The 18,896-nt window shown below is 51.4% G+C and carries 18 protein-coding genes and 1 pseudogene; 14 read left to right on the top strand and 5 right to left on the bottom strand.

Annotation, left to right across the window (positions count from 1 at the left end):
* The first annotated feature begins 98 nt into the window (after positions 1-98).
* The 5 genes from ACL2XJ_RS24340 to ACL2XJ_RS24320 all read left to right on the top strand — a co-directional run bounded on the left by ACL2XJ_RS24340 (position 99) and on the right by ACL2XJ_RS24320 (position 3,174).
* Positions 99-275, top strand: coding sequence for a general stress protein (locus ACL2XJ_RS24340; RefSeq protein WP_132921191.1), 177 nt, complete (start codon positions 99-101; stop codon positions 273-275).
* Between the two features lie 182 nt (positions 276-457).
* Entirely contained in the window at positions 458-760 is a 303-nt protein-coding gene (locus tag ACL2XJ_RS24335; protein ID WP_132921192.1) for a hypothetical protein, read from the top strand.
* A 272-nt stretch (positions 761-1,032) separates the two neighbouring features.
* The gene (gene apbE / locus ACL2XJ_RS24330) at positions 1,033-2,094 is read left to right on the top strand and encodes an FAD:protein FMN transferase ApbE (RefSeq protein ID WP_203521144.1); all 1,062 of its coding nucleotides are present in this window, start codon (positions 1,033-1,035) and stop codon (positions 2,092-2,094) included.
* A 177-nt stretch (positions 2,095-2,271) separates the two neighbouring features.
* Positions 2,272-2,625, top strand: coding sequence for a DUF305 domain-containing protein (locus ACL2XJ_RS24325; RefSeq protein WP_413726959.1), 354 nt, complete (start codon positions 2,272-2,274; stop codon positions 2,623-2,625).
* A gap of 417 nt (positions 2,626-3,042) precedes the next feature.
* On the top strand, positions 3,043-3,174 hold the full coding sequence (locus ACL2XJ_RS24320) for a hypothetical protein (RefSeq protein ID WP_279433127.1): 132 nt from the start codon (positions 3,043-3,045) through the stop codon (positions 3,172-3,174).
* A gap of 375 nt (positions 3,175-3,549) precedes the next feature.
* Here ACL2XJ_RS24320 and ACL2XJ_RS24315 read toward each other — a convergent pair whose 3' ends face one another.
* From ACL2XJ_RS24315 to ACL2XJ_RS24300, 4 genes are all read right to left on the bottom strand, one after another.
* Complete coding sequence (locus tag ACL2XJ_RS24315; RefSeq protein ID WP_413724787.1) at positions 3,550-3,924, bottom strand: helix-turn-helix domain-containing protein; 375 nt, start codon at positions 3,922-3,924, stop codon at positions 3,550-3,552.
* A 201-nt stretch (positions 3,925-4,125) separates the two neighbouring features.
* On the bottom strand, positions 4,126-5,346 hold the full coding sequence (locus ACL2XJ_RS24310; RefSeq protein WP_132921196.1) for a glycosyl transferase: 1,221 nt from the start codon (positions 5,344-5,346) through the stop codon (positions 4,126-4,128).
* 45 nt (positions 5,347-5,391) lie between these two features.
* A complete protein-coding gene (locus ACL2XJ_RS24305; RefSeq protein ID WP_413724786.1) occupies positions 5,392-6,219 on the bottom strand; it encodes a mannosyl-3-phosphoglycerate phosphatase-related protein in 828 nt (275 codons plus the stop codon).
* Positions 6,220-6,725: 506 nt separating this feature from the next.
* Complete coding sequence (locus tag ACL2XJ_RS24300; protein WP_132921198.1) at positions 6,726-6,959, bottom strand: DUF2525 domain-containing protein; 234 nt, start codon at positions 6,957-6,959, stop codon at positions 6,726-6,728.
* Positions 6,960-7,161: 202 nt separating this feature from the next.
* On the opposite strand from ACL2XJ_RS24300, the gene dsrB reads away from it, so the two are divergent.
* Positions 7,162-7,359: a protein DsrB gene (gene dsrB, locus ACL2XJ_RS24295; RefSeq protein WP_132921199.1), complete on the top strand. Its 198-nt coding sequence runs from the start codon at positions 7,162-7,164 to the stop codon at positions 7,357-7,359.
* Positions 7,360-7,480: 121 nt separating this feature from the next.
* On the opposite strand, the gene rcsA is transcribed toward dsrB, so the two are convergent.
* A complete protein-coding gene (rcsA, locus tag ACL2XJ_RS24290) occupies positions 7,481-8,113 on the bottom strand; it encodes a transcriptional regulator RcsA (protein WP_132921200.1) in 633 nt (210 codons plus the stop codon).
* Between the two features lie 1,019 nt (positions 8,114-9,132).
* Here rcsA and otsB point away from each other — a divergent pair.
* From otsB to cheW, 8 genes and pseudogenes are all read left to right on the top strand, one after another.
* On the top strand, positions 9,133-9,921 hold the full coding sequence (gene otsB / locus ACL2XJ_RS24285; protein ID WP_413724785.1) for a trehalose-phosphatase: 789 nt from the start codon (positions 9,133-9,135) through the stop codon (positions 9,919-9,921).
* Positions 9,918-11,339 (top strand): alpha,alpha-trehalose-phosphate synthase, encoded by a 1,422-nt coding sequence (gene otsA, locus ACL2XJ_RS24280; RefSeq protein ID WP_413724784.1) that lies wholly within the window; start codon positions 9,918-9,920, stop codon positions 11,337-11,339. The genes otsB and otsA overlap by 4 nt, the downstream gene beginning before the upstream one ends.
* Positions 11,340-12,490: 1,151 nt before the next feature.
* Positions 12,491-12,841 carry a flagellar transcriptional regulator FlhD gene (gene flhD / locus ACL2XJ_RS24275; protein WP_132921203.1) on the top strand — a complete coding sequence of 117 codons (351 nt, stop codon included), beginning with the start codon at positions 12,491-12,493 and terminating at the stop codon, positions 12,839-12,841.
* A gap of 2 nt (positions 12,842-12,843) precedes the next feature.
* Complete coding sequence (gene flhC / locus ACL2XJ_RS24270) at positions 12,844-13,425, top strand: flagellar transcriptional regulator FlhC (protein ID WP_132921204.1); 582 nt, start codon at positions 12,844-12,846, stop codon at positions 13,423-13,425.
* Between the two features lie 129 nt (positions 13,426-13,554).
* On the top strand, positions 13,555-14,442 hold the full coding sequence (gene motA / locus ACL2XJ_RS24265; RefSeq protein ID WP_203521147.1) for a flagellar motor stator protein MotA: 888 nt from the start codon (positions 13,555-13,557) through the stop codon (positions 14,440-14,442).
* A pseudogene (gene motB, locus ACL2XJ_RS24260) lies at positions 14,439-15,521 on the top strand (flagellar motor protein MotB); the annotation flags it as partial. The gene motA and the pseudogene motB, both read left to right, overlap by 4 nt.
* A 404-nt stretch (positions 15,522-15,925) precedes the next feature.
* Positions 15,926-18,076 (top strand): chemotaxis protein CheA, encoded by a 2,151-nt coding sequence (gene cheA / locus ACL2XJ_RS24255; protein WP_413726958.1) that lies wholly within the window; start codon positions 15,926-15,928, stop codon positions 18,074-18,076.
* Between the two features lie 163 nt (positions 18,077-18,239).
* The gene (cheW, locus tag ACL2XJ_RS24250) at positions 18,240-18,737 is read left to right on the top strand and encodes a chemotaxis protein CheW (RefSeq protein WP_132921207.1); all 498 of its coding nucleotides are present in this window, start codon (positions 18,240-18,242) and stop codon (positions 18,735-18,737) included.
* Positions 18,738-18,896: the final 159 nt, after the last annotated feature.

Here is an 18,896-nt window from a genome sequence, read left to right as displayed (position 1 = left end):
ACGTTGAGAGGCATAACATCACGCTTCTTCAATGTCTTGGCAAAAGACCTGGTGAAATATCAATTTATTGATTTCGACATTCACGTTTGGAGGTTTACATGGCAGATCAACGTAAAGGTTCTGGTAATTTTGCGGACGATAAACAAAAAGCATCTGAAGCGGGTAAAAAAGGCGGCCAGCACAGCGGCAGCGGGGGTTTTAAAAACAACCCGGAAAAGGCGTCAGAAGCCGGTAAAAAAGGCGGTAAAAGCAGCAATAGCGGCAACCACTCTTAATTGATGGTTCCACCCGATAAACTGTCGTGACCTGTCACGACAGTTATTCAGTTCTCACCCGCGCTTCGCTCCCCCGCGATCTCTGTATCGGGCATTTGTTGTATACTCAGTTTTTTAGCCGGCGTGATGCATATGCATACATTGCCTCGTGCCGGCGCCGGCTCTACCAGGGGGAAGCCGAGATGGATAATGATCCGCACTATCTAGCACTGCTCGAACGCATTAAAGTATTGGAGGCCCGCGAACGGCAGTTAACCGTAACGTCCCATGCCTACCAGGTAGTGATCACCACTATTTTGGGTAATCTGGATGCTGAAACACGCGGCCGTATTATCAGCATGGTGGATGAAGCGCATGAAATTGCCTATTCACAGGCGGTCAACCGCAGCGACAAGAATCTGTCGGAAATTATCAAAGGCGCTGATGAAATCGTGCAGCGAATGTTTAATTATGCCCAGGGCGGGTCTCACTCCGACCTGTCGTAACCTCATCATCCCGGGGCGGCATACGCTTGGGTTAGTGATGGTCCTTATCTCAAGCATACTCCTTTGCCTTCACCGTGCCTGGCAAGTCCGGTGACCCCGTTATTTCCCCGTCAGCCTGCCGCTTTAGCTCCGCGCATCCCTTCTTCGTTCCGCTCGCTGCGACTCCGCTGTGCCTTTAGGCGGATCGGTCTGATTTTTGCAAAGCCCATAATAGGTAATAATAGGGTGCTGGCTGCATGGCCTGATGTGGATTTTTACAATAGGGAAGAACAATGAACAAGTATGCGGTGATTATAACCGGCGCAGTGATGTTATTGGCCGGCTGCGATAAACCCTCGCCGCCCTCGGCGGACAATCAGGCCTGGATGGCGGAAGGGAAAACCATGGGCACGTTTTATCGGGTTACGTTGGCTTCGCCGCCGGCGGACGCGCTGGTGGGATTGAAGGAGCAGATAAGCCAGGTGTTGGAACAGGACAATCATGAATTGTCTACTTACCGACAGGATTCGGTGTTGTCGCGGTTTAATCACTATAATGGTACCGCGCCGCAGCCGATTTCCGCCGCTATGGCCGACCTGATAGCCACCGCGCTGCGCATTGGCGCCAAAACCGGCGGGGCAATGGATATCACCGTGGGTCCCTTGGTTAATCTTTGGGGGTTCGGGCCGGATAAACAGCCGGTGTTGATGCCGACCCAGGCCCAGATCGACAGCGCGCGGGCGCGGGTGGGGCTGCATCATCTCCGTCTGACCGAAGAGGTAAGCGGACAATGGCTGCAAAAAGATTTGCCGGACCTGTACGTTGACCTTTCAACGCTGGGTGAGGGATATGCCACCGATCATCTCGCGGCTTTGATGGAACGCCGGGGCATCACCCGCTATCTGGTCTCGGTGGGCGGGGCGGTAATTTCCCGGGGGCTGTCGCCACAGGATAAACCCTGGCGGGTGGCCATTCAAAAGCCCACCGATCGCGAGGTGGATGCACAGGCCGTTGTGGATTTACAGGGGCACGGCATCAGCACCTCGGGCAGTTATCGTAATTACTATGAATTACAGGGTAAACGGTTGTCCCATATTATCGATCCCGCCACCGGGAGGCCCATTGATCATAAATTGGTGTCCGCGACCGTTATCGCCACCACCGCGATGGAGGCCGATGGCTGGGATACAGGCCTGATGGTGCTTGGCACTGAAAAGGCAAAGGCACTGGCGGAACAGCAGGGATTGGCGGTGTATCTCATCACTAAAACCGAGACGGGATTTGAGACCTGGATGTCGCCGCAATTCAGGCCATTTATTATTCAGGCAACGGATACGCAGCCGGAGAAGCGTTGAATTGTCGCCGGATCGACGTTACCCGGCCGGCGTTGCGTTAGGCTATGGTTCTTAAGGCGAATCAAGCGGATGTTGTGATGCGGGATGCCGCCATAGCGGACGCCTTGGTGTTCGGAGCATGCGGTATTAGACAATAAACAGGAGAAAATCATGAGAAAAAGCATGGTCGGATCGTTAATGGCTATCTTGTTCCCCCTGGTGGCGCAGGTCGCCGTGGCCGACGATAACATGGCCGGCATGAAGATGGATAACGCGCAGGGATTAAGTCCCGCCAGCCAGTCTTATATGAATTCAATGAAAGACATGCACGCTAAGATGGCTGAGGGGGTGAAAGCAAGCGATCCGGACGTTGCCTTCGCCCAGGGCATGATTCCTCATCATCAGGGCGCTATTGAAATGGCGCAAACCGAATTGCAATACGGTAAAGATCCTCATATGCGGCAGTTGGCGGAGAATGTGATTAAAGCGCAGAAAGGGGAGATCAAGACCATGCGGGACTGGCTGGCGGCACATCCAAAGGCGGCGGACTGACGAGACGTACAGCCGGCTTGCAATTCGTCCCCAGGTTTGGTAACTCTAGAGTACCCAGGTGTTATCGGGGAGCCTTTTGGACTAACCACCTAATCTGACAAATAAGCGAGGCGTTTATGAGTAGAGGTAAGGATAAGTCAGCCAAGAAGAAGCCGGAGAAAACACTGAAGGAAAAACGGGCAGATAAAAAGAGCAAAAAGGGGCTTGAAATATAGTCTGATTTTTTTGCTGCCCAAACCCCGCCATGCGGGGTTTTTTTGGCCCGACAGGCCGCCGTCGTACTGAACGTGGCGCTTTCACTCAACTCAAGACCCGCGTTCGCGGCGCCTTTCTTGCTCCGCCAAAGGCCATGATTGTGTCTCTTTTACCCATAAAGTCGTTATACTGTACCGACAGTTGAAAAGGAGGCTTGAAGCCATGAATGACGACGTATTTGAATTTGATATTGATGCCGAATTGGCCGTAGCGGAAGAAAACGCCAGAAAAAAAGCGCAGGCAATACCGGAACCGCCGGCAGAAGAAGAGGATTGTGAAGGCTGCAAGATTTAACCTTTGCCCACCGGAGACATTAATATCACCAGATAAAAGCGCTCTTGACCTTGGGTAGCCGATCATATCTAGGCAACACAAAAAGGCCCGCTAAAAACGCGGGCGAATAATTGCTTAAGTTACACCAGGGAAATTGGAGATATCAGGGTATACTACGCCAAATTTTCAGAATTACTATAGGACCTCGTGAGGTTTGTGCTGTTTTATATCATTAATTTTTAATAATTTCTTGCTTGATCAAAACACAAAACTGAACAATTCTGGTTAGCTGATTGATTATGTTGATTTATAATATGATTGCCGTAAAAAGCTAAAGAGGATCAATCAAAAAACTATATAACTAAAGTAAATAACATAAGTTATTTACTTTTTAGATCATTTGAAACGAAGCGGGTGAGTTAAGTTAAGGGGTAATGAAGGATCATTACGGCACAGTTGAGGCGTCACGCCAAAATATTTTTTGAACAAGGTAGTAAATTGAGATTGTGAATTAAATCCATAATCCAGCGCTATGTCAATTATACGGTGATCGGTATTGCGCAAACGCAGCACGGCCTCGGTCAGTTTACGTTCCCGTATATAGCGGCCAACGGCGATACCGGTGGTGGCACGGAACACGCTTTGCATATGCCAGACCGAATAGCCGGACCGTTCCGCCAATTCCGGCAGGGCTATATCGCGGTCCAGATGATCCTCTATCCAGCCGGCGAGGGCCGCCGCCAGAGGTTCATTGGGTTTAAGTTCGCGCATATCGGCACTTTCCGCTATAGCGGCTACTGAAGAAAGAGACGTTCATTCTAAAGGTCATCCCGTCAGGAGCAAGTTAAAACATCGTCTTTTTCAGCGGCATCACGAACTCACCGTGGGAAATATCCCCCGCCGGGCAGGGGAGTGATTTACGACAGCGGCGCAGCCGCCAGCCCTATAATGTCGCGCCTGCGCCTTCCGGGGTCAGACATCCCCTTTGTTGTCTTCTTCCACTGCGTCGTAGATGCGTTGCATAATATCGGGAAAGGCGGATTGCACCCGGCTCCAACTGGGAATAAAGGGCTTATCGTTGGGCCGTTCGATAAACGCCTGTCCCGCATCCAGAATACATTGCATGAATAATTCCACCGCCGCTTCCTCGCTGTGCTGATCAAACTTGAGCCCGTTCATAATGGCATCATGGTGATAGAATTCCAGAATATCGAGAGCATTGCGGTAATAGGTGGCTTTTAGCACCCGGAATGAATCGCTGGTGAGATTGACCCCCATGGTGGCCAGCTTACGGTACAGCGACTGTATAATATCGTTGCTCATGCGTTTTAACCCGCCCGAGCCATCCTCTTCCGCCAGGGGCTGGTGTTTATGGTCGTAGTTATCGGCGATTTCAACCTGGCAAATATGGTTCGGTGAATAGTTGCGATAGATCTCCGACAGCAGGCCGATTTCCAATCCCCAGTCGCCGGGAATTTTCATGTCATGCATAACCCGGGTACGCATGGCAAACTCACCTGACAAGGGATAACGAAAACTATTGAGATAATCGAGATAGGGCGACTGACCGTAGACATTCTCCAGGGAACGCAATAACGGACCCACCAGCAGCCTTACCACCCGGCCGTTCATTTTGCCGTTGGCCACCCGGGCATAGAATCCTTTGCAGAATTCATAGCTGAATTTGGGATGCACGACCGGATAAAGCAAACGGGCCAGCATGCCTCGTTCGTAGGTGACTATATCGCAATCGTGCAATGCCACCGCCAGGGTACGATCCGAGGCCAGAGTGTAGCCGGTGCAAAACCAGACGTTCCTGCCTTTTCCCGGTTCGGTGGGTGAAAGGCCCTCTTTTTCAAGCTCGGCGTCAATGGCTTTTAAACGCGGGCCGTCATTCCACAGGATGCGATGATGCTGAGGCAACCGGGAAAAAAATTCACGGGCATAGAGGAACTGATCGCGGTCGGCGCGATCGAGCCCGATAACTATTTCTTCCAGATAGGGTACTTTTGCGATCTCATCGATAATGTTGGCCAAAGCCGGACCTTCCAGCTCTGAAAACAGCGAGGGGAGTATCAATCCCATTTTGCGTTTTTTGGAAAATCCAATCAGTTCGGTTTCCAACTCGGTGACGTTGCGATCCGATAGATTATGAAAATTTGCAATGATCCCATTTTGATGAAAATCACTCATAAATATTCTCCCCAATCATAAAAATTTCTTTTGAATTATTGTCAATCACTCCAATCCGTCTGAAGTGATAAAATGTTCCAATCCTTCGCTCCAGCCTTCGGGGCCATAGGCAGCGGTTCTGTAGACATTTTTTTGTGATGGGCCGAGATCCAGCGGGGTTTTGCTGTAACCGCGGATAATAACCGCATAGTCCACCGCCTGCAGCATCAAGACGTCATTAGGGCCGTCTCCCAAACCCAATGATTGCCATGGGCGTCCGTCATTCCGGCGAAACAGACTCAATAGCCAGCGTACCGCGGCGCCTTTGTTGCTGCCTTTTGACAACACGTGGTAAAAGCGTCCGCCTTGAATCAGCGCCAGGGACCGGGCTTCAAGCTCCTGGACGAATTCGGTCATCCTTTCGTCACTATCGCGCCAGATCAATGCTTCCGAGGCCTGGCGCTGTTGAGCCAGGAGCGCATCGTGGGGAGCCAGACCGGTCCATTCTCCAATCAATTGTTCATTAACGTCGCCGAAGCCAAAAAATTTAAATCCATGGGATCGGCGCAGCGTTTCCAGCGCCTCCCTGATGGCGGCATAATCCTGCCCCAATAGGGTGGTTACCGGTTCGTCGGGCTGTTGCCCTTGTCCTAAGGCGCCGGCATGCAGCAGAGCGCCGTTTTCAGCGATAAAAGGCGCGCCTTCCAGGCCCATGCCTGTTTGCAGCGTTTTTATTTCCGCCGAGGTCTTGCTTGAGCAGATAACCACCGGGATGTGGCTGGCCTTGAGTTTTTCCAGCCAGCCCGCGGCGGCTTGCCAGCTATAGGTATGATGGTCAAGCAACGAACCATCCAAATCGGTCACGACTAATAAGGGATCTTTTAAGCTGGGCATTTTGAGTCCGCCTTGTCCGTCAATAGTGACAATCTTTCTGTCACCTCTATTACTCATGAGTATATACGATGCTTCGCTATACTATGGGAGATTATGCCGGGCCGGTCACGTTTCTTGCCTGACGCTTGGGAAATACTGTATTTTAGCTAATTAATATTGGGAAAAATCCTAATTATAAATTGCCTGAGCGTTATGTTTATCCAGGATGATAACCGGAAAAAATCAGAATGGTGGGAATGTTATACATTGATATACATGTATTTTATTTTCTTTCCGCCAGGTTGATTCCCGTTTGCCGCTCCGGTGGTAGCCTTAAACGATTCAGTAGCTGGCGTAATCAAACTTGCCAATCCCTCTTGGCTGATTATTATTAAAAAGCAATCTGATTTCCCTGTGTAACGAACTTTAAAATCATCCCGCACGGCGGGCAGTTTCCCCGGAGCTTTTTGCCGGGGATTTTTTTGCCCAGGGCGTGGTTGCCTGGCGCAAGCGGGCATAGGTGACCGCTAACGGTTAACTTCCGTGACGGTATAGTTGCGGATGTCCAGATGGTAGGCTTCGGCCAACGCGCCATAGTTGTTATAACGTTTACCTTCAGCCGTCACCATATGGGCGTGATCGTTGCTTTGATGCTCATGCACATCATGGCCGGCGGCCTCTCTTACCGCTTTAAGCAATGAATCCACATCAATGCTGATTTCCCGCTGCAAATGTTGGTTATACTCTTTCGCGAAAGGCATGGTATTTTCCTCATCTTAGCTGTCATTTTGCCTATTGTTCCCTTTATTAAGTATAGCGCCTAGGCTCGCGGGCGCATGACCGCTGCGCGTGAGATCTCCGTTTTGCCAAAAAGCGGAAATTTACAGGTATAAAGCCATCACCGGCTGACCGCTCGGGGCCTTTTGTACTAAACTATTAGCTTGGCATATTATGAGGTAAGTCATGAAATTACATGATCGGGTGTCGGTCAAAACCGACGGCGGACCGCGCAGAAAAGGAACCATCCTGGCCATTGAAGAGTTCAGCGAGGGGACCATGTATCTTGTGGCGTTGGATGATTATCCCACCGGGATCTGGTTTTTCAATGAAACCAGCCATCCAGATGGCATTTTTGTGGAGCAGCTGGCAGGCGATGCCTGAACGGATTCCCCTGCGCCCTGATCACCAGGGCAAAGAGGTGGAAAGACAACGGGCCGGTATCATGTTAAACAGGATACCGGTTTTTTCAGTTCCCTTCGGCCAGCGGTAGTCATGGCGCACTCTATCGCACATTGACATAGATGCCGCTGGTGACGGTATCGGTTAACCTGACCACGTGATAGATGACCTGTTTGTTATGCGTCTTGATTTTCCGTTTGATATTGCCTTTATGGGAAGAGACCGTTTTGGCTTTGATTTGCATACTGTCGGAAATCTGGATGGTATCGTGGCCGGACATCCACATCCGCAACATATTTGACTCGGTTTGACTTAAACGGACCGGGTTGAGATCCAGCGGGGATTTATGGGAATTGTCCGCCGCTTTGTTCTTGCTGCAGCCCAGGATCAGCGAGTTCAGCGTCTCGGGTTTGATGGACTTGGAGGTGATAATCAAGTTCTTGCGCACAAAAAGAAAATCTTCAAAATGAATATTGGTCATGGCCATAAAGATGAAAAACAGCGTGTCGGGATGCTGGGTGATGACCCTTTTGATCTTTTCCGTGGCGTCAGGCTCGTTAATAAAACACTCTTCGTTAACAAAAACCACATCGGGCTTGATACGAGCACATTTGCTTTGCAACTGGCTGAAGTCGTTTACCGTGTTGATATTTCGCTTTTTTACGCCGGTATCGGTTAGAAAACCCGTTAGACCGAGGCGGGTATAGCTGCATGAATCCATGATGATCGTTGGCATAGCGCACCCTCATTTAAATTCGTTTATCTGTTTTAATCAACGATAAAATGCTTCTCTCTGGCCTGAAAATTTCATAAAGCGTCACAGTTAGCCAATGTTTTATCAACAATCTATAAGCGAGTTCAACGACATTTTTTTGGGATCAGTCTCCCAAAAGAAGATCTATAAATTTGACTTAAGTCTGAAGTGGGCGCTTTTAGAAACTTACCCTTTTGCTACCTCTACATGACGGCAGGGGGGTCGAGAAAATTATCAAGCCGTGCGCGCTTTCATGTAAAGGCAAGCAGATTTTATACGCAATCATATTATAAAATTATCTAACTAAACATAAGAAAAATTCACCTTTTTTGGATGGGCTTTTCTTTACATATCTGTCCAACGGAAATCGCTTGTAACGCTTTTGACAGGATGTTTTTTTTAAATTTATCAATTTATTAATGAAGAATGCATATCAAACGGTATTGATAATCATTTACCATTGCTCAATAAACATCCACATAGGCTAATTATTACGCAGATATGTAAATAAAATGACAAAATTTTAAACATTTTTTTCCTTTTAAAGCGTGGATAGCATACAAATCATCTGTGCTAAGTGGCACAAACTGTGTGGACTTATCGGAATTATTGAAGTATCCGGACGGCTTAAAAGGTGAAGGGCGGGGATTTATGACATACCCTACATTATTGTCTATACTAACTAATGTCTTTAGCCGTCCGAGGGATAGGCGGGATAGAAAGCGGTTTCAAAGCTGGCTTCGCGTCATGACGGCGCTGTTTCAAGGAGAATGACGATTATCAGAATTCACTCCCTTATCATGTGTACTCCTTTGTTACCCGCTTACCTTTTCACCTATCTCCGTCGGGCTGTTTGCGTAAAACGATAGCGCGCCAATAATTAATCTGCGAAGCGCCTACAGCGCTGCGCGCTTATCCAGCGAGGTGCACCAGCGCTGTCCGCTTGTTCGCGAGGCGTTTGGCACGCTGTTCGCTTGCGGTTTTAAACGAGGATAAAAGGTATGACTGACAGTGAACCATTACCCCCGATCCCCCTGAAATCATTTGCGCTATTTTTTGATTTGGACGGCACGCTCGCCGGTATCGAAAAACGGCCTGAGTGGGTGTCCATTCCCAACGATATCAAGCAGGCATTAATGGAACTTCTCTCTTTAACGGGCGGGGCCGTAGCGCTGGTCTCCGGCCGCGCCTTGCAAGAGCTGGATGCGCTGTGCGCGCCGCTGAAGTGTCCCGCCGCGGGAGTGCACGGCGCTGAACGGCGGGATGCACGGGGGCATATCCATCGGACCGAATTATCGCCGGCGTTAATGGCAACGCTCGGTACGGAACTTAACGTGGCCATTGCCGCCTATCCCGGGTGCCATGTGGAAGGAAAAGGCATGGCATATGCGTTGCACTATCGGCAGGCTGAGGCTTATGCCGATGAGATACTGGCTCTGGCTGAAACCTTTACCCAACGCTACCCGGAACTGGCCTTGCAGCCGGGAAAATGCGTGGTCGAACTTAAACCCCGTGGTGTAGATAAAGGCGCCGCCATTCACGCTTTTATGCACGAAGCGCCTTTTGCCGGCCGAACACCGCTTTTTATCGGCGACGATCTCACTGACGAAGCCGGTTTTTCGCAGGTTAACGCCCTTGACGGCGTTTCCATCAAGGTAGGGCCAGGAGAAACCACCGCGCGATATCATTTGGATGATGTTGGCCAAGTCCATCAATGGCTGTTGTCATTGGCAAAACAACAAGAGAGTCAATCTATTAAAACCATCATCTCGGTTGGGGAGGATTTATGAGTCGCTTAGTGGTCGTTTCAAATCGCATTGCCGCCATGGAAGGCAAAAAAGAAAGTGCGGGCGGACTTGCTGTTGGCATTATGGATTCATTAAAGGACGCCGGCGGTTTGTGGTTCGGCTGGAATGGGAATATCAGCGAGGAGGAACTCCCGCTGGAACATCATCAACAGGATAATATCTCGTTTGCCGCTTTTAGTCTCAAGCAGAGTGAATACGATCAGTATTATTTGAATTTCTCCAATACGGTGATTTGGCCTGCTTTCCATTACCGTCTCGATCTGGTGCAATATCAGCGGGAGGATTACGATGGTTATTGCCATGTTAATGAAAAATTGGCAAGACGTTTAAAACCTTTGGTTAAAAAAGATGATATCTTATGGATCCATGATTATCATTTATTACCCTTTGCCGCCGCGTGCCGCAAATTAGGCATGACCAATCGTATCGGCTTTTTCCTGCACATCCCTTTTCCCACCTCGGAAATATTCAATGCGCTGCCGCCGCGTAAAGAATTACTCGAAATGTTATGCGAATATGACCTGATTGGTTTCCAGGCCGAAACCGATCGTTTGGCATTTATTGAAAATTTATCGTTAGTGACCGACGTGGAAGAACTTGGGGAAGATCAATTTTCCGCATACGGGAAATTTGTTACTGTCCGCGTTTATCCCATCGGCGTCGAGCCGGACAGTATTCGCGAACTGGCGGAAGGGCGGCTGCCGCCCAAACTGGCCCATTTGCGGGATAAGCTCAACGGGCAGCTGATTATCAGCGTCGATAGGCTTGACTACTCGAAGGGCCTGCCGGAGCGATTCCAGGCTTACGAAACCCTGCTGGAAAATTATCCTCAGCATCGAGGCAATATACGCTACTTCCAAATTGCGCCGACTTCCCGGGGCGACGTTCAGGCCTATCAGGATATCCGCCACGAGCTGGAGATGGAAGCAGGGCGCATTAACGGTCATTTCTCCACCCTGGAGTGGACCCCCCTGTTTTACCTGAACCAGCATTATGAGCGCAGCCTGCTGATGAAAATTTTTCGGCATTGCGATGTCGGACTGGTGACGCCTTTACGCGACGGCATGAATCTGGTGGCGAAAGAGTATGTGGCCTCCCAGAACCCCGCCGATCCCGGGGTATTGATTTTATCCCGCTTCGCCGGCGCGGCCAATGAATTGACGTCGGCCTTGCTGGTCAACCCTTACGATCGCGACGGTGTCGCCTCCGCCCTTGATAAAGCGCTCCGTATGCCGCAGGCGGAAAGAATCGAACGCTATAAGGCGATGATGGACGTCATTACCAAAAATGATATCGTCCATTGGCGTAAATCCTTCCTGAATGATTTGAAAGCCGTACCGCACCAGCTTGAACCCGGACGGCAGCCGCTGAAAGAAGGGTCGCTGCCTAAACCTGCATAAAGTGTCTTCTATATAAAGAGGCTTTCACGCCGTGTGCCGTCCGTCCTGTGGCTACAGGACGGCGGTATGCGCCGTATCCGCCGGGCGCCTGTGGCAAGGTAAAATGATGCCCCTCTCTGCATAGCCTACGTGTTCATTTCCAGGCGCTGTAATACCGTTCATACCGGCTTCCGGGAAGCTTTAGCCAATAAATCCATATCCGATTGTTGAGTGATGGCAAGGATTTACGACTATTGATGCATTTCAATCGATAGGCCTTCTTTTATTCCGTCTTTGGTATAAGAATTAAGCTAAATTAAATTTTCCGCCTGTCCGCTGCTAAAATATTGATCAATTTTTGACTCAAGTTTTGGTTATCAACGCCGATGATAGAGTGACACAGCTAATTTCTGCCGTGGTATTCATTACGCCTCCGCTATCTCCACACACTGATTTACCATTGATTTCACCATAATGATTGAATATGAACAGTCTTAACGTTTTTTGGTAAAGAGGTTAAAAAATGTACAACTCCCAGAGGTCAATTCCTGTCGCCGGTAAGCATATGTTTCATGAATGTTATTGATGCATTCAAAGTAGAAATCAGCCATAAACAGCATATCTGCTGGAAATTCATTTTTAACAACATATTTTAGGCCGAGAATTTGAATAAAGGAATGATATTCTGTCATTTTGCGTCAATTTGGCATAAAGCGCTGAGGAAAACATCGTAAATGATAATTATTATCATTTAAAACGGTTATGTGCTTATTATTTAATCACTCATCATGTCTGACCAGTAGCAATTCTGATCAAGTAAACTCATTTTCTGTGATGTAGATCACACTTTATCTAAAATTTGCCTGGGGGTAGATTGTATGAACGACGGATTCAGCGTTAGAGTTGCGGCGCTATTAGGAATAATCTCACTAAATTGTAAATATGTTTCAGGGAAGAAACCCTAATGAACCAGGACGATTGTGGGCAAACTTATTCGGAAGACTATTAACGGTTTGGCTTTAAAAAATTGGCCGTTGGGCTTGCCGGATAATTAAATCATCGTCTGGTACCGCTGATTTTCATTAGCCACCCAGGGGAAAGATCCCCGGATACCGGGCGATATTTTTATCACCCAAGTTATGTTTTTAAACATAGTCTAGAGGGATGGGAAAATGAATACGAGTGAAATACGCAAACATGTTTACGATATTAATTTATCGTATCTTTTATTAGCGCAACGACTAATCAATCAAGAAAAAGCATCAGCTATGTTCCGTTTGGGTATAGATGAAAGAATGGCGGATGTATTACTGCAATTGACTTTGCCGCAAATGGTCAAATTGGCTGAAACGAATCAGTTATTATGCCTGTTCCGCTTTAACGATCATCAAACCATAACCCAGCTCACGCAAGATTCGCGAGTGGACGAATTGCAGCAAATACATACCGGTATTTTATTATCGAGCCAATTACAAGAACGGCTGGCCTCGAAAGAAAGTCAAATGCCGAAAAAAAGGGCTTAGCGATGGTCGGAAAAAGTATTGTGCAAGAGGCGAAAGATATCCAGCTTGCAATGGAGTTGATAACGCTAGGGGCAAGATTGCAAATGCTGGAAAGCGAGACGCAGCTGAGTCGCGGTCGGTTAATCAAACTGTATAAAGAACTGCGCGGGAGCCCGCCGCCCAAGGGAATGTTACCGTTTTCAACGGATTGGTTCATGACATGGGAGCAGAATATCCATTCTTCCATGTTTTATAATATCTATCAGGTTCTGGTGCAGAATGGTCAGTCACTCGGCGTCGAAGCTGTCATCGGCGCCTACCGCCTGTATTTGGAACAATGTCCGCAAGCGGACGGTGAAGTGCCGCTGCTGGCGCTGACCCGTGCCTGGACGCTGGTAAGATTTGTCGATAGCGGAATGCTGCAGTTGACGCCATGCAGTCATTGCCATGGCCATTTCATCACCTATGCCCACCAACCAGAATACGGGTTTGTCTGCAGTTTATGCCAGCCCCCTTCACGAGCAGTAAAAAGACGTAAACTTTTGCCGAGCACGGCCGATATTAACCCCAAGCTGCTGGATGAACCGGCAATACGCGCGGTCTGAACGGGTCGTTTTCCCTGGATGACAACACTCATGGCGTCGCCTCGGAAGGAGGTCGCCATGGTTAACGTCTTTCGGTTCCGGCCGATTTGACTACGTGTTAGCCGACATCTTTTTACCGGGGGATCAGGCGTGTTAGTGATATTGGGATACTTAGTCGTCATTGCCGCGGTGTTTGGCGGTTATGCCTTGGTTGGCGGTCATTTGGGCGCGCTGTATCAACCTTCCGAATTTTTGATTATCGCAGGCTCGGGAATCGGCTCGTTTATCGTCGGTAACAATGGGAAAGCGATCAAATCAACGTTTCATGCCCTTCCGCTCCTTTTCCGCGGCTCAAAATACAATAAATCTCTTTACATGGATCTCATGGCGCTGCTGTTCCGATTGATGGCGAAATCGCGTCAGCAAGGAATGTTGGCGTTGGAATTCGATATCGACAGTCCGCAGAACAGTGAAATATTCAAGCGCTATCCGCGTATTCTGATGGATAATTTACTGGTTGATTTCCTTACTGATTATTTGCGGCTGATGATTGGCGGCAATATGAACGCCTTTGAAATCGAATCGCTGATGGATGAGGAAATCGAGACCTATGAGCATGAGTGCGAGATTCCGGCCGGGAGCCTCGGACAGATGGGGGATTCGTTACCGGCGTTCGGTATCGTTGCCGCCGTGCTGGGCGTGGTGCATGCGCTGGCCTCGGCCGATCGTTCGGCCATTGAACTGGGTGCGTTAATCGCCCAGGCGATGGTGGGGACGTTTTTGGGCATTTTGCTGTCTTATGGTTTTATTTCGCCCCTGGCGTCGTTATTACGGCAAAAACGCGCTGAAACCACCAAAATGATGCAATGCATCAAGATCACCTTGCTCTCCAGTATACATGGCTATGCGCCGCAGATTGCGGTGGAGTTCGGACGCAAAACGCTTTATTCCGCGGAACGTCCTTCGTTTACCGAACTTGAGGAACACGTCAGGCATGCCAGAGAGCCGGTGAAGGCTGCGGCGGAAGAAGATGCATGAAGAACCAGCCGGTAGTGGTGATACGCAAACGCCGATCGTCCCATGGTCAAGCGCAGCATGGCGGGGCCTGGAAGATTGCCTACGCCGATTTTATGACCGCCATGATGGCGTTTTTCCTGGTGATGTGGCTGTTGTCCATCGCCAGTCCGCAGGAATTGACCACCATAGCCGAGTATTTTCGTACGCCGCTTAATGTGGCCTTGACCGGCGGCCCGCGAAGCAGTACGGACAGCAGCCCGATTCCGGGCGGTGGCGACGATCCGACCCGCCAGCAGGGGGATGTGCACAAGAGTCTCGATAATCTGATGGAAAAATTGGAAAAGAAGCGGCTCAATCACCTGCGTGAACGGCTTGATCAACTTATCGAATCCGATCCGCGCCTGCGGGTGTTGCGGCCTCAATTGCTGATTAACATGGTGCAAGAGGGATTGCAGATACAGATTCTGGACAGTCAGAACCGGCCGATGTTTGAAACCGGCAGCGCATTGGTAGAGCCCTATATGCGCGATGTATTGCGCGGCATTGCCCCCATTCTTAATGATATTCCTAATAAAATCAGCATTTCCGGCCATACCGATGCCGCCCCTTACGCTAACGGCGAGCGGGGTTACAGCAACTGGGAATTGTCTGCCGACCGCGCTAACGCTTCAAGGCGTGAACTGATTTCCGGCGGGTTGGCCGAGGGGAAAATTCTGCGGGTGGTGGGGATGTCTTCCACCATGAGTATTGCGCCGAAACAGCCCTATGCCGCGATAAATCGCCGTATCAGCCTGGTGGTGTTGAATAAGCAAACGGAAGAGATGATCGAACATGAAAATGTGCAAAACCCGGCGGTAGAGGTAACCGGATCTGAAGAGCTCTCGGCGCAGCCGGCCCTCAAGGAAGCGGCCGATGCCCGCAGAGGCGCGTCGCCGGCGCCGCAGGCCCAGCCGTCGGTTCCGGCAGCGAATCCGCCGACGCCGCAGGCCCAGCCGCCGGCACCGGCAGCCAATGCCCCGGCGCCGCAGGCCCAGCCGTCGGTTCCGGCAGCGAATCCGCCGGCGCCGCAGGCCCAGCCGTCGGTTCCGGCAGCGAATCCGCCGGCGCCGCAGGTCCAGCCGCCGGCACCGGCAGCCAATGCCCCGGCGCCGCAGGCCCAGCCGCCGGTTCCGGCAGCGAATCCGCCGGCGCCGCAGGTCCAGCCGCCGGCACCGGCAGCCAATGCCCCGGCGCCGCAGGTCCAGCCGCCGGTTTCGGCAGCGAATCCGCCGGCCGCGGCCCGCGCCAGGATAACCACGGACATTCCCCCGGCGCCGAATGCTTTTCCGGCGGCGCCGGCCAAACGCCAAAGCGCTCCGGTGCCCTCCGCTTCAGGTGCCCGGGTCAACAGATTGTCAGGTACCCTCTACGGAGTCAGGGTTCATCTGCCTAACGAGGATATAACAGCGTCGCCGACGGCCTTGTGGCCTAAGGGACGTGATTCAGCAGGGGTAATGTCATGAGCATGGATATTAGCGCATTTTACCAAACATTTTTTGATGAGGCCGCCGAGCTGCTGGCGGATATGGAGCAGCACCTGCTGATACTGGATCCGGAAAATCCGGATAGCGAGCAGCTGAATGCGATATTCCGCGCGGCGCATTCCATCAAGGGCGGGGCGGGGACGTTCGGCTTTACGGTATTGCAGGAGACGACCCATTTACTGGAAAACCTGCTGGATGAGGCGCGTCGGGGTGAAATGGCCCTCAGCACGGCAATCGTTAACCTCTTTTTGGAAACCAAAGATATCATGCAGGATCAACTAGACGCCTACAAGACGGCTCAGGAACCGGATGCGGCGAGCTTTGAATACATTTGCGCCGCGCTGCGCCAGCTGGCTTTGGAGGCCAAAGGCGTGGCGGCTGACGACGGGTCGAAAAGCGGTGCGGAACCTGGCGCGCTGATATCGTCGGACGCGGTGCTGCATATTCGCTTGAGCGCCTTGAAGGAAACCGAGATCCCCCTGATGCTTGATGAGCTGGGCAATCTGGGCACCGTGCTCGAGCACGGTCAAACCGGTGACAGCCTGAGCGCCACGCTGCAGACCACCGTAAGCGAAGACGATATCTGCGCGGTGCTCTGCTTTGTGCTGGATGCGGAACAAATCCATTTCGATGAAGCCGCTATCGCGGATGAGACGCCGGAGAAGGGCGGCAATACTGCGTCCGAGGACGATGGGGACTTACCCGTAAGCGCCGCGGGCGGGCTTGAAAACACTACGGCGGAATCCTTGCCCGAGCACGGCGGCGCCGTGATGAATGATGCCGCCGGCGACACGGCGGCCGATGCTATTACGCCGCTGAATCCGCCAACGAACATTGCCGCCGGCGAAGGCGACGGCAGCCGTGATAACGTGACGCCAATCCATGCCGCTGCCCAGCAATCGGGCCGGCAGGCGGACACCGCCGTTGCCGCGCCGCGCATAAAGCCGGCTGATACCAGTATCCGGGTGGCGGTGGAGAAGGTGGATCAGCTCATCAATCTGGTGGGGGAACTGGTTATCACCCAGTCGATGATCGCCCAGCGATCCGGCAATCTGGATCCGGCCCGCCACAGTGATTTGCTCAACAGCATGGGCCAACTGGAGCGCAACGCCCGCGATTTGCAGGAATCGGTGATGTCCATCCGTATGATGCCGATGGAATATGTCTTCAGCCGGTTCCCCCGTCTGGTGCGCGACCTGGCCGCCAAGCTGGATAAGCAGGTACAGCTGACTCTTGAGGGCAGTTCCACGGAGCTGGATAAGAGCCTGATTGAGCGGATCATCGATCCCTTGACCCACCTGGTGCGCAATAGCCTGGATCACGGTATTGAATCCCCCGATATCCGCAGCGCACTGGGTAAAAATCCCGTCGGTAATCTGTTGCTGCGCGCCGAGCATCAAGGGGGAAATATCTGCATCGAAGTCATTGATGACGGCGCCGGACTGAACCGGGAAAAAATTCTGGCCAAGGCGCTGTCTCAGGGCATGGCGGTGAGCGACAGCATGACCGACGAGGAGGTGGGTATGCTGATCTTCGCGCCGGGGTTCTCCACCGCTGAACAGGTCACTGACGTTTCCGGGCGCGGCGTCGGCATGGACGTGGTGAAGCGTAATATCCAGGCGATGGGCGGCCATGTGGATATTCTGTCCCAGGCGGGCAAGGGCACCACTATCCGTATTCTGCTGCCGCTCACCCTGGCCATCCTCGACGGGATGTCGGTCCGGGTCAATCAGGATGTCTTTATCCTGCCGCTGAATACGGTGATGGAGTCCCTGCAGCCGCAGGCGGAGGATTTGCATCCCCTGGCCGGCGGCGAGCAGGTGTTGCAGGTCAGGGGGGAATACCTGCCCTTGGTTGAACTGCATCGTTTGTTTGATGTTTCCGATGCCAAAACCGACCCCACCGAGGGTATTGTGGTGATTTTGCAAAGTGCGGGCCGTCGCTACGCACTGCTGGTGGATCAGTTAATCGGCCAGCACCAGGTGGTGGTGAAAAACCTGGAAAGCAATTACCGCAAGGTACCGGGCATTTCTGCCGCCACTATTCTGGGGGACGGCAGCGTGGCGTTGATCATTGATGTATCCGCATTACAGGCCCTGAACCGTAATAAACGGATGGCCGGTGCTGCTTAATTTTTTAAATTTATACCCTAAATAACTCGAGTTGCAGGAAGGCGGCGACGCAGCGAATCCCCGGGAGCTTACTCAAGTAAGTGACTGGGGTGAGCGAGAAAAGCCAACGTACCTGCAACTTGAAGTATGACGGGAATAGCCGACTGATTAAAAGGTGAAAACCATGGCAGGACTCGCAAACGTCACCGCGCTGACGGGGGAAACCGTAGGGCAGGAATTCCTGATCTTTACCCTGGGCGATGAAGAATATGGCATAGATATACTTAAGGTCCAGGAGATCCGGGGTTACGATCAGGTTACGCGTATCGCCAATACGCCGGCCTTTATCAAAGGCGTCACCAATCTGCGCGGCGTTATCGTGCCGATTCTCGATTTGCGGATTAAATTCGCGCAAACAGACGTTTTGTATAACGACAACACGGTAGTTATTGTACTGAACCTGAACCAACGGGTAGTGGGAATCGTCGTAGACGGCGTCTCGGACGTGCTCTCCCTTACTGCCGATCAGATTCGTCCGGCGCCGGAATTTGCCGTTACTCTGGCCACCGAGTATCTCACCGGTCTCGGCTCGCTGGGGGAACGGATGCTGATTCTGGTGGATATCGAACGTTTATTGAACAGCGAGGAAATGGCGCTAGTGGATACCGCCGCCGCTCATTGAGTGTTTGCCCGCCGGCGGAATCGGCTGAATCCGCCCATGGGCGCTTATTTACCCTATAGCTTTCACGCTGCAGCAAGGCGGCAAACTCGCTCACCCAAGGAGCTTAGATAACTAAGTAACTGGGGTGCGCGGGCGCAGCCAACACCGCTGCAGCGTGAA

The organism is Sodalis sp. RH16 (assembly GCF_047324245.1).
Taxonomy (GTDB): domain Bacteria; phylum Pseudomonadota; class Gammaproteobacteria; order Enterobacterales; family Enterobacteriaceae; genus Acerihabitans; species Acerihabitans ligni.
Note: the sequence above shows the minus strand (reverse complement) of the source record. Positions and strands in the feature narration are given on the sequence as shown.